Raw genomic sequence first — 11321 nt, 5'->3', positions numbered from 1 at the left:
ATTGTTTTTCTGGTGTCGGTTATTTTGCCGAATTTGGTTTCTGTGTTTAATATTTCCGCCGAAAGGGCCAACATTTGATGGCGAGGCTTAATATACGCTCGGCTTTTGCGCCGTCAGAGGAACGTGCGCAGGTGGTACGGTTTATCTGGGCCGGCCTGATCAACACGGCGTTTGGCTATAGCGTGTTTGCCCTTTTGATTTTTGCGGGCATGCATCCGCAGCTTGCGCTTCTGCTTCAGTTTATTTTGGGTGTGATCTGGAATTTTTGTATCCACGCCCGGTTTGTCTTTGGCGTGCAGGGATACCGCCGTTTCCCGCTATATGCGATGTCTTATGTCGTGCTGTATTTTGTGAATGCGCTGCTTTTGCGCGGTTTGATGCAGGTTGGGCTTGATCCCTATCTGGCACAGGCGGTCGCATTAGGGCCCGTTGTCATATTGTCTTACCTCATGATTTCGCGTGCGCTTGGCCGGGGTCAGGCGATGGATCGGAGGGGCTGAGATGAGCGATGCGAGAATATCAAGCTTTAAGGGCACCACCCCGTCAAGTACGCGCATGGGTGCTATGCTTGGGATCGTGACCGCTGGTCTGGGGCTTGTGTTGCTGATTGCCGGTTTGTTCGGCCGACTGATGACCTATGATCTGCGCCGGGATGAGCTGATGTTCGTCCCTCCGGCGCGTTTGCTCGGAGAGTGGGAGCTTTATTCGGACTTCTTCTACAATCACGTCCCTTATTCGGCGTGGTATTACCTTGGGACCGGCATTCTGTTCGATGAGTTCGGCCTGTTGGGGTCCGCTCGGATCGGCCTGTTTCTGGCCTGGCTTGGATTGATCGCGGCGACTGGCTGGGTAACGCTGCGCTTGTCGGGATCACCGGTTCTCGCTGTCTTTTCAATTATCGGCATTGTGACATGCGAGCTGTTTCTGACCGGTGCCGGTATGGCCGCAACCAACAATCTGTTGCCACTGCCATTTGCGGTCATCGGGCTTGGCCTGTTTTTGATCGAGACGTCAAAGCCCGCGCCGCGATTTTTGACGCTGGTTCTATCGGGCGTCGCATTGTCTATTGCGGCGGGGATGAAGGTCAGTGCGGTACTGTTTATTCCGCCGATTGCTCTTGCCGCATTCTTGTTGCCTGCGGATGTTTCGATGGCACGACGACTGAAAGCCGTGGTCCTGCCGCTGCTGATCGGAGGGCTGATCGGGGCCTTGCCCCTGTTTGCCTTTCTGCTCGCTGATCCGGGCGTCTTTCTGGCGCATGTCTTGGGGTTTCACACCGGACCACATGTCGCCTATTGGGAGGCCAACGCCGCAACAGAACCGGGGCTGGCCCTGAGATTGTCGGGCAAGTTGATGCTGGCCCATTCGGCATGGGTGGCCGGAGTGGGCCTGGTGATGGTTATGGCCATTCTGTCCGTGCTTTGGATTATCCTGCGTGGTGGTGCGCGTGTCGACGAAATGCAGCCCTCGCAACTGCGGCATGGTGGTGTTGTTCTGGCGATCATTATCCTGACTGCCTCAATGGCTTTTGTTCCAACGCCCGGTTTTCCGCAATATTATATCCAGCCTCTGGTCTGTCTGCCTCTGCTGCTCGCGGTTCTGTTTCGTCGGCTTGACCCGCCACGGCGGCACGAGGCAGTGCCTGTGCTTGCGGCAGGTATTGTCTTGATGGTCATCCTGGGACTCCCGCGTATCGGGATGGGCCTGGTCTCGCTGACAGAACCTTCGAAGTTCACCTCGGCCCGTTTTGCCGGTTCCGGTGCTGTCCTTCGGGATGCGGTGGCAGGCAGTGCACTGCCTGATGGTCCGGTCGCGACTTTGCTGCCGATCTATCCGCTTGAGGCGGGCCTGAGCGTTTATCCAGAATTTGCAACGGGGCCATTCGCTTACCGAATTGCACCCTTCACGGACCCGGAACTTGCCGGCAAATACGTGATGGCAGGCGCCGAAGACTTACCGGCTCTGTTTGCAGATAACCCGCCTTCGGCTTTCCTGCTTGGATACGATTCCGTTCTGGAAGCCCCATTGTTGAGCTATGCGCGGGCAAACAACTACCGCCCGGTCGAATTATCAGGTCTGAACAACCGCTACGGCCAAGGTGTGGTATACTTGAAAGCTGCAGGGGCTGAACAATGACCAGTGCCTGCGCGACTCAACCTGCCTATATTTTTCCTGGGCGGGCCCATTCACATGACCATCAATTCTATTGATCGAATAAAGGAAGGATAGACAATGAAAACGGTACTTCTGGCTGGTGGACTAGGCTCGCGTCTGGCCGAAGAAACGGTTTCCATTCCCAAGCCCATGGTTGAAGTGGGCGGGCGTCCGATCATCGCACGCGTGATGGATATCTACAGCCATTTCGGGCATCGTGATTTTGTTGTGGCTGCCGGGTACAAAGCATTGCTGCTGAAGCAGTTCTTTGCCAATTATCACCTGATCGCCAACAATATATCGGTATCGCTGGACACTGGGGAATTGCAACTGGTCCCTTCTGCTCCGGGCGGGTGGAATGTGTCAGTGGTAGACACCGGTGCGCATACCATGACCAGTGGTCGTATCCGTCGGCTCAAGGATTGGCTGACTCCTGATGAGCCGTTCATGTGCACCTATTCGGACGGCGTAGGAAATATCGACATCAATGCACTGATTGATTTCCACAAATCACACGGCAAGCTGGCGACCGTAACTGCGGTTCAGCCCCCGGCGCGGTTTGGTAACATCGAGCTCAAGGGCGACAGGGTTGACGCCTTCACTGAAAAGGTCCGCAATCGCGAAACCTGGATCAATGGCGGCTTCTTCGTCTTCGAGCCGGGCGTCTTGGACTATATGGTTGATGACAATGAGCCGCTGGAACAGACCCCGCTGACCCAGATGGCCCGCGACGGAGAGCTGATGGCCTATCGCCACGATGGGTTCTGGCATCCGATGGACACTCTGCGCGACAGGAATACGCTGGACGGTCTGTGCGAAGGTGAAACGCCGCCCTGGCTTAATTTCAACGAAGGTTCGGGCAAGAGCTACCCAGCTCTGGCGATATGAGGTGAACCGTGAGCGGGCAGGTCAATTCTCAGTTTGATGGCGTTTTTGCCGGCCGCCGTGTTCTTGTGACCGGGCATACCGGATTCAAGGGCGGGTGGATTTGTGCATGGCTGAGGCGTCTGGGGGCAGAGGTGACAGGCTTGTCACTGCCTCCCGAACAGGGGCATTCATTCTTTGATGCCTGTTCTGTTGACGGGCTGACCGACAGCCGGATTGCGGATATCCGCAATCGTCAGGCGGTGCTGGATACACTGTCAGGGGTGGACGCTGAAATCGTGTTCCACATGGCCGCCCAACCCTTGGTGCGCCGGTCTTACAGGGATCCTGCCGAAACCTTTGCGACCAATGTATCTGGAACGGCCCATGTTCTGGATGCCGCTTTGGGGATGCGCTCACTGAAGGCGGTGGTCGTTGTCACCAGTGACAAGTGTTACGACAACAAGGAATGGACTTGGGGTTATCGCGAAAACGATCCGATGGGCGGCAGGGACCCGTATAGCGCCTCGAAAGGCTGTACCGAACTTGTGGCGCAATCTTATGGTCATTCCTTCTTTTCATCAGCGGATGGGCCGCAACTGGCAACAGTCCGGGCCGGGAATGTGTTCGGAGGGGGCGACTGGGGCGAAGATCGGCTTATCCCCGACGTGATCCGCGCATCCGAGGCGGGCGAACCGGTGGTGATCCGCAACCCGCTCAGCGTGCGCCCCTGGCAGCATGTTCTTGAACCGCTGTCGGGCTATCTGGCCTTGGCCGCGCGAATGTATCGGGATGGGCAAAGCTTTGCTGGCGCCTGGAATTTTGGCCCTGATGTGTCGGGGACGGTGGATGTCCGGCAGTTGGCAACCTTGATGCAGGATGCCTGGGGCGAAGAGGCCCCGCAGTTTTCGATGGCGTCGGCGGAACAGACCTCTGCTGCGCCGCATGAGGCAGGTATTCTTCGACTGGACAGCACTAAGGCGCAAACGGGATTGGGTTGGCGTCCGCAACTGACATTGCCCGAAGCCGTTCGCCTGACAGTAGACTGGTACAAGGCCCATGCCGCCGGTGCGGAGATGGGTGGGATCACAAACAATCAGATCGGGTTCTACAGTGACCTGATGTCTTCACGGGATTTCGACCGGGCTCCGGTCGCCGCGCAATAGCGGGTTATTGAGGAGAAAAGAATAATGCGAGTGAATTACGGTCAAACCGTGCATGGCCAGGAAGAGATCGACGCGGTTGTCGAAGTTCTGAAAACGTCCACCCAGATGGGCCCCAAAGTGCGCGAGATGCAGGAAAAAGTGGCTGCTTTGTTTTCCAAACGCCACGGCATCATGGTGAACTCGGGGTCATCGGCGAACTATCTCGCGGTCGAGATTCTGGACTTGCCAAAGGGCAGCGAAGTTATCACTCCGGCCCTGACTTTTGCCACGACGGTTGCTCCGCTTGTCCGTCAGGGCCTGATCCCGACATTTGTGGATGCCGCGGTCGGGACCTATAATATCGACGTAGACGCGATCGAACGCATGATCACGCCAAATACATCTGCCGTCATGATTCCGTCACTTATCGGAAACCTGCCAGATTGGCGCCGTATCCGCGAGCTGGCCGATGCGCATGGCCTGAAGGTGATTGAAGACAGCGCTGACACGCTGGGCGCGACCATCGACGGTACAAGCACGGGCGTCTATTCCGACGTCTCTACCACCAGCTTTTACGGCAGCCACGTCATCAATGGCGCCGGGAATGGCGGCATGTTGTGCGTGAATGACGAAGAGCTTGGCCGCAAGGCGCTTTTGCTGAGGTCCTGGGGGCGGTCGTCCTCGCTGTTTGTGGAATCCGAGGCCATCGAGAACCGGTTCAACGTCAAACTGGACGGGATCGAGTATGATGCCAAATTTCTGTTCGAGGATCTTGGCTATAACGTTGAACCTTCGGAAATCAGCGCGGCATTCGGGTTGGTGCAGCTGAGCAAACTGGACAACAACATCCGCGTGCGCGAAGAGGCCTTCGCTGCTCATCGCGCCTTTTTTGCCCGCTATGAAGACTGGTTCATCCTGCCTGAACAACTGCCGAACTCGCGCACCGGGTGGCTGGCCTTCCCGCTGACATTGCGCGAAGGTGCCCCATTCACGCGGCGCGAGATGCAGATATTCCTTGAGACTTCAGACATTCAAACTCGGCCTGTCTTTACCGGAAACATTCTGCGTCAGCCTGCCATGAAGCAAGTAGAATACCGAGCAGATCCCGCGGGCTATCCCAATTCCGATGCGGTTATGCGCGGGGGTATCCTGCTGGCTTGTCACCATGGTCTGATACAAGCGCAAATCGATTATATGCATGCAAAATTTGAAGAATTTGCATTGAAATTCCAAGGAGCACTGGTCTGATGAACGATCAAAGCATCAATACGTCTGTTCGCACGACCTGCCGTACCTGCCGGTCTACCAACCTTATGCTTGTGCTGCCGATGGGCGATCACCCGCCCGCCAATATGTTCGCACGGCCCGAGCAAAAGGATGTTCCGCAACCGGCTTTCCCGCTGAATACTCAGGCCTGTCTGGATTGTGGCTTGATCCAGGTTGCAGATCAGGTGCCTGCTGATTTCTTTACGGACTATCTTTATGTTCCGTCCGGTGCGGCAACTATGCACACGCATTTCGCCGAACTCGCCTCGGTCGCGGTAGAGCGTGCGCAAGGTGGGCTGATCATTGATATCGGTTGTAATGATGGGCTGATGCTGTCCCATGCCAACGATCAGGGCGGGCGCACATTGGGTATCGACCCGGCGGCCAACCTAGCCAAGATTGCCGGCGAACGGGGCGTTCGGGTCCATGTGGACTTTTTCAACCGCGCCACCGCGCAGCAGATTCGTGAAACCGAAGGGCCGGCCAGCGTCATCACGACGACCAATACCTTCAACCATATAGACGATCTGCACGGCTTTACCGAAGGTGTTCTGGACCTGTTGACAGATGACGGCGTCTTCATCATCGAAGTGCCTTGGGGCAAGATGATCCTCGAGACCAACGAGTTCGACAATGTTTATCACGAACATGTCTCTGAACTGAGCCTTCTGTCCGTCGTCAAACTGGGCCAGTCCGTTGGGCTCGATGTAGTGGATGTCACAAAACTGCCGGTTCATGGCGGTTCGATGCGCGTGTTCATGCAACCCGCCGCGCTGAACAAAACCCCGGCGCCGATTGTTGCTGATATGCTGGCTGACGAAGATGCCGCGGGCATGACCAACAAAGAGGCATACGAAGCATTTGCCGAGCGTGTTCACGCGATGCAGGAAAGCCTTGTTTCCATGCTGGCCGAGCTTAAGGCATCTGGCAAAACGATTGCTGGCTACGGTGCGCCCGCTAAGGGTAATACGCTGTTGAACTACTTTGATATCGGCACGGAAACTCTGGATTTTCTGGTTGACCGGAACACGTTGAAACAGGGCCTGTATTCGCCGGGCAAGCTTATTCCTGTATTGGCCCCCGAAGCGGTCATGGAACGCAGACCTGATTACCTGCTGGTTTTGGCCTGGAATTTCTTTGACGAAATCCGCGAGCAGATGGCTGATTTCGAAGCCGCTGGCGGCAAGTTCATCGTGCCTTTGCCAATGCCAGTAGTTATTCCCTGAAGGGAAAACAATGACGCGCGTACTGATCACCGGAGCCAGCGGATTCATCGGCTCTCATCTGGCTCGGGCCTGTTTGGCCCGGGGCGATGAGGTCGCTGTGCTTACGCGGCCGGATTCCTCTCTGGACCGTTTGCAAGGTGTTTCGGGAATCCGCGTTTTCACTGATGGTTATTCGGATGTTGCCGCGATCAAACGCGTCGCGAATGCGTTCCGACCCCAGGTAGTTCTGCACACCGCCGCGCAGACAAAATTTGCCGAGACTGATGACCTGGCAGATCTGAATGCCAGTATTTTGCAAAATCTCTCGACGCTGGTTGCGATCCTGTCGGCTTTGGCCATCTGTGATCAGCCGCCCAATGCGTTTGTGCGCACCGGATCCATTGCGGAATATGGTGATATCAAGCTGCCCTATGTCGAAACTTCGCGAGAGAACCCGCGAAATTCCTATGGCGCCTCTCTGGTGGCCGGAACGCACTATATTGAAATGGCTCAGCCCCGGCTGCCGTTCAAGGCTGTTACGGCTCGGTTGGCGCTGACCTATGGTCCCGGACAGTCAGAAGATTTCTTCATACCCCATGCCATTGGCCGCCTGTTGCGGAAAGCCCCGGTTTTCCTTCATCGTCCACATGATCGGCGTGATCTGATACATATTGACGACATAGTCGAAGCGCTGCTTCTGATTGCTGACGCGCCGGACAAGGCGGGGTCGGTCATTAATGTTGTCACCGGCGATGCTCCGGATATGGCCGCGGTCGCAAGAGAGTTGCAGGTGTTGACCGGAGCAGCTCCGGATATGGTTTCCTCTGCGCCGCCGAAGGATGACCCGATATTGTTGGTTTCGGATCCTTCACAGATGGCGGAACGTTATGGCTGGTCGGCAAAAATCGCTTTGCGTGAAGGCCTTGAAAGGACGGTTCAATGGACAAAACAGTCACAACAAGCGGAGATGAACGCGTGACTTTGGTTTCAATCCTGATCCCCGCTTTGAACGAAGAAGATAACGTTCGCACGGCCTATGAACGTGTGACCAAGGTGTTTGACGATCTGCCCTCTTATGAGCCCGAGATCATTTTCACTGACAACCATTCCACGGATCGTACATTTGAAATCCTGTCGGATATTGCTGCTGCTGATCCCCGTGTCCGGGTTATCCGGTTTGCCCGCAATATGGGATATCAGTCATCAGTTCTGACGGCCTATCGATCCGCAAACGGGGCCTGTTCGATCCAACTGGATTGCGACATGCAGGACCCGCCCGAGCTGATCCCGCAGATGCTGGATACCTGGCGGCAGGGATATCACGTGGTTTACGGCATTCGCCGTAGCCTGCCGGACGGCCCCATCGTCGCTGCCGCGCGGCGCGGCTTTTATGCGTTGATCGACATGATCAGCAATGATGATTTGCCGAGAAATGCGGGCGAGTTTCGGCTGACTGACCGGCGTATTCTGGACGAGTTGCGCCGGGTCGATGATCGCTCTCCTTATGTTCGCGGGTTAATCAGTGGGATGGGTTTCCGCCAGATCGGCTTTGAATATGATCGCAATGCGCGCACCGCTGGCGAGTCGAAATTTCCGTTTCGGGCCATGCTGTCGCTTGCTGTCGACGGGTTGATCAACCACTCGCTTCTGCCCTTGCGCCTTGCCTCGATGATCAGTCTGACGGTTGGCACAGGGACGTTTTTGCTGATGATCGGATATGTGATCGGCAAGCTGTTCTTTGGCCAGAACTGGCCGGGCGGTTTTGCCACGACCACCATCCTGTTGCTGCTGTCGATGACCTTGAATGCGATGTTCCTGGGAATAATGGGCGAATATATTGGGCGGATTTTCCTTCAGTCCAAAGACCTGAACCGGCCCATTGTCGAACAAGAGTTGAACCGTCCAGAAACTCTGGATCTGGTACAGCAAGCTGATCGTGTAAAAAGCGCCGCTGAGTGAAAAATGAAACTGTTATTGGTGCAAGCTGGGTTCGGAGCAGGCGGTGCGGAAAAGATCGCCGCAATGATCGCCGCGCATCGGATCTCGGCCGGGGATGAGGTTCACGTCGCCGGGATGGCGACAGAGGATTCTGGTTCCTATTTCGCCTATCCTGAGTGCGCGCATTTGCACATGATTCAGCCGCTAAAGATTTCGCGGCGACTGACGCAGGCACGGCGCTACTTGCATATTCGCAAGATCATCCGGGCTGTGCGTCCCGATCTGATCATCTCGTTTCTGACCAAGGTGAATGTGCTGACCATGTTGGCCGCGCGTGGAACCGGGGTGCCGGTTGTAATTTCCGAGCGGAACAATCCACTGGTCCAAAGCGGAAATCCCATGTGGCTGAAAGCGGTGAACAGGCTTGCGCGGGGGGCATCCGGAATTGTCATGCAGACCGAACGTGCGCGTTTGGATTTGCCTGCGGACCTGATCCCAAAGGCCAGTGTAATCCCCAATCCATGTGCTCCGCTGGGGGGGATCCACATCGGGTCCGGACAGACCCGGCTTGTGGCTGTCGGGCGTTTGGATCGTCAAAAGGGGTTCGATATGCTGCTGCGGGCAATGCCCGAAGTGCTGCGCAACAACCCAGACATCCGGTTGACGATCTTTGGCGAGGGCCCAGAGCGCGACGCGTTGGAACAGCAGATCTCTGCTGCGAATTTATCGGATGTAGTATCATTGCCCGGCGCCAGCCCAAAACCCGGAGACTGGATGCAAGACGCGGATATTCTTGTATTTCCGTCTCGCTTTGAAGGGTTCCCGAATGTAGTTGCCGAGGCCACGGTCACAGGTCTGCCGGTCATATCGTTCGATTGCGCCTATGGGCCACGGGAATTGATCCGCGACAGGGGAAACGGATTGCTCGTTCCGGCCGAGGATGTTGCCGGTCTGACCGAGGCGATTGTCAGCCTGTCAAAGGATGATGCCTTACTGAATAAAATGCGTCAGAATGCACGCCATAACAGGGAATGGCTGGAACCGCAGCACGTCCTGTCGGACTGGGATTCTTTGATTGCCAATGTGCAAATCGGAGTTGCTGCCAAAGCCGGCACGGCTAAAGGTCTGACAGAACTTCTGTAAGCTGGCCTAAGCTGGTGACCGTGGCATATGCGGCATGCTTAGAACTGGGTGGAATCGGATCATGCACAGCCCCGGGTCGGAGGATTTGAACCGTCCGCCAGCCTCGGGCATTCGGGGTGATAAAGTCCTTGGCCGGATTGTCCGCTACATAGACCATTCTGCGCGGGTTTTGCGCGGCCAATTCCATCTCTTCATAGGCACGGGGATGCGGTTTTCCGTAGCCATCCGGCCAGGCACCGGTCGGGCGGATATGCGCAATATAGCGGTTCAGATCCAATGCGGCGATCTTGTTGCGCTGCATCTTTTCGGGGCCGTCGGTGATCAGCCCCATCGGCCGATCTGCGTTTGTCAAAAACCGCTCGGCGTCGCTACACAGCGAAATACTGGGCGGGTGTGATCGGTAATTGGCGATCAGCTCCTGTATGAAGGCATCCGTCGCATCAAGGCCGGTCTGCGCGCAAGCCACATTGAATATGCGCCGTCTTTCCCCCGCATTGAATGCGTCCTGACACCGTTGCCCGAACCCTTCGACGCCGGTCTTTTCGTGGACCCAACCGTTCAGCCAATCATAGCCGCTAAAGGCAAAATCCCGCTCCAGATACAGGGTATCGTCCAGATCAAATACCAGCATCAGCCCTGATACACCGCGCTGTCATATCGCATCATTTTCACGCCTTCGCGCCAGTTGTTATGGGCGTTTGACGGCAGTCCAGAGACCTCTTCCAACAGCCACTGCGCAAACTGCGCGCCGGCATGATCGGCCAGAGGGTAGCCACCCCCGAAACGGGCATTGATCTCAAGCACCGCGGGGCCATGTTCTGGGTCATCGATGATCTGAAAACAGGCGACACCGCGCAGATCGGGCAGGGCCTGTGCAATGCCTTCGGCGATGGTTTGCAGATCATTGCGTCGCCTGGTTTCACCCTTTTCAACCTCACCGGCGCGAATTTGAATGCGCAGATGCGGGATCACCGTGCAGAGCTGACCCGAGGCATCTACAAACATGTTGATTGTGTATTCCGGTCCGTTCAGCTTGTCCTGAAAGATCATCGGTTCGGGGAATTCAGAGGGGACATCAGCGAGGGTTTCGAATACATCCAGCCCCCGGCTTGCACTGCCGCCACTTGGCTTTGCAAAGATGGGCCAACTGATGTCTTGTGGCCGCTCTAGCAATTCCTGATGATCCAATGTGCGCGGAACTGGAACCCCGGCTTCGGACAGTTTCTGGATTGTCAGGCGCTTGTCCCGGACAACCTCAATCACGTTCACTGGCGAGACATGGACTCGCGCGCCCAGATTGGCAAAGGCGGGCGCGGCCTGTGCCAGGGGCATCAGTTCCGGGTCGATTGTGGGGATCACCAGGCTGACCCCGTGTTGACGCACAATCTCGAGGATCGAGGTTGCATAGTCGGGGCTGTCACATCGCGGCACGGCGGCGGCGTGATCGGCAAGCGCGCAAGCCGCGCTTTCATCTGGGTTCAGGTCGCAGGCGATGATGGTCAGATCTATATCCAGACGGTCCGCAGCCGCCCTGAAGCATTGCAGTAGGCCAACACGGCGACCCGCCGACGTAATCAGGATTGCCAGACATTTTCGCGCCATCGGA

General features: G+C 56.4%; 11 protein-coding genes. 9 read left to right on the top strand and 2 right to left on the bottom strand.

All coding sequences use genetic code 11. The features are described 5' to 3' along the window. Positions 1-77: 77 nt before the first annotated feature. The 9 genes from AC2FIZ_RS13460 (at position 78) to AC2FIZ_RS13420 (ending at position 9715) form a co-directional block, all read left to right on the top strand. On the top strand, positions 78-500 hold the full coding sequence (locus AC2FIZ_RS13460; RefSeq protein ID WP_496693742.1) for a GtrA family protein: 423 nt from the start codon (positions 78-80) through the stop codon (positions 498-500). 1 nt (position 501) lies between these two features. Then, on the top strand, positions 502-2136 hold the full coding sequence (locus AC2FIZ_RS13455; RefSeq protein WP_496689374.1) for a glycosyltransferase family protein: 1635 nt from the start codon (positions 502-504) through the stop codon (positions 2134-2136). 96 nt (positions 2137-2232) lie between these two features. Next, a complete protein-coding gene (gene rfbF / locus AC2FIZ_RS13450) occupies positions 2233-3042 on the top strand; it encodes a glucose-1-phosphate cytidylyltransferase (RefSeq protein ID WP_142636222.1) in 810 nt (269 codons plus the stop codon). An 8-nt stretch (positions 3043-3050) separates the two neighbouring features. Next, positions 3051-4184, top strand: a complete 1134-nt coding sequence (gene rfbG, locus AC2FIZ_RS13445) for a CDP-glucose 4,6-dehydratase (protein WP_281995076.1) — start codon at positions 3051-3053, stop codon at positions 4182-4184. Between the two features lie 24 nt (positions 4185-4208). Next, positions 4209-5411, top strand: a complete 1203-nt coding sequence (locus AC2FIZ_RS13440; RefSeq protein WP_142636227.1) for a DegT/DnrJ/EryC1/StrS family aminotransferase — start codon at positions 4209-4211, stop codon at positions 5409-5411. Continuing rightward, complete coding sequence (locus AC2FIZ_RS13435) at positions 5411-6655, top strand: class I SAM-dependent methyltransferase (RefSeq protein WP_271948813.1); 1245 nt, start codon at positions 5411-5413, stop codon at positions 6653-6655. The genes AC2FIZ_RS13440 and AC2FIZ_RS13435 overlap by 1 nt, the downstream gene beginning before the upstream one ends. A 10-nt stretch (positions 6656-6665) precedes the next feature. Then, positions 6666-7613 carry an NAD-dependent epimerase/dehydratase family protein gene (locus tag AC2FIZ_RS13430; RefSeq protein WP_496791161.1) on the top strand — a complete coding sequence of 316 codons (948 nt, stop codon included), beginning with the start codon at positions 6666-6668 and terminating at the stop codon, positions 7611-7613. Next, positions 7574-8593 carry a glycosyltransferase family 2 protein gene (locus tag AC2FIZ_RS13425; protein ID WP_185956666.1) on the top strand — a complete coding sequence of 340 codons (1020 nt, stop codon included), beginning with the start codon at positions 7574-7576 and terminating at the stop codon, positions 8591-8593. Before AC2FIZ_RS13430 ends, AC2FIZ_RS13425 begins: the two co-directional genes overlap by 40 nt. A gap of 3 nt (positions 8594-8596) precedes the next feature. Continuing rightward, on the top strand, positions 8597-9715 hold the full coding sequence (locus AC2FIZ_RS13420; protein ID WP_496791159.1) for a glycosyltransferase family 4 protein: 1119 nt from the start codon (positions 8597-8599) through the stop codon (positions 9713-9715). On the opposite strand, the gene AC2FIZ_RS13415 is transcribed toward AC2FIZ_RS13420, so the two are convergent. After that, on the bottom strand, positions 9690-10346 hold the full coding sequence (locus tag AC2FIZ_RS13415; protein ID WP_281972937.1) for an HAD family hydrolase: 657 nt from the start codon (positions 10344-10346) through the stop codon (positions 9690-9692). The genes AC2FIZ_RS13420 and AC2FIZ_RS13415 overlap by 26 nt on opposite strands. Continuing rightward, on the bottom strand, positions 10346-11317 hold the full coding sequence (locus tag AC2FIZ_RS13410) for an ATP-grasp domain-containing protein (RefSeq protein WP_496791157.1): 972 nt from the start codon (positions 11315-11317) through the stop codon (positions 10346-10348). The genes AC2FIZ_RS13415 and AC2FIZ_RS13410 overlap by 1 nt, the downstream gene beginning before the upstream one ends. Positions 11318-11321 lie beyond the last annotated feature (4 nt).

The sequence above is a fragment of the Ruegeria sp. CDSB022 genome (assembly GCF_059611145.1).
This window is presented reverse-complemented; position numbering and strand designations above follow the sequence as displayed.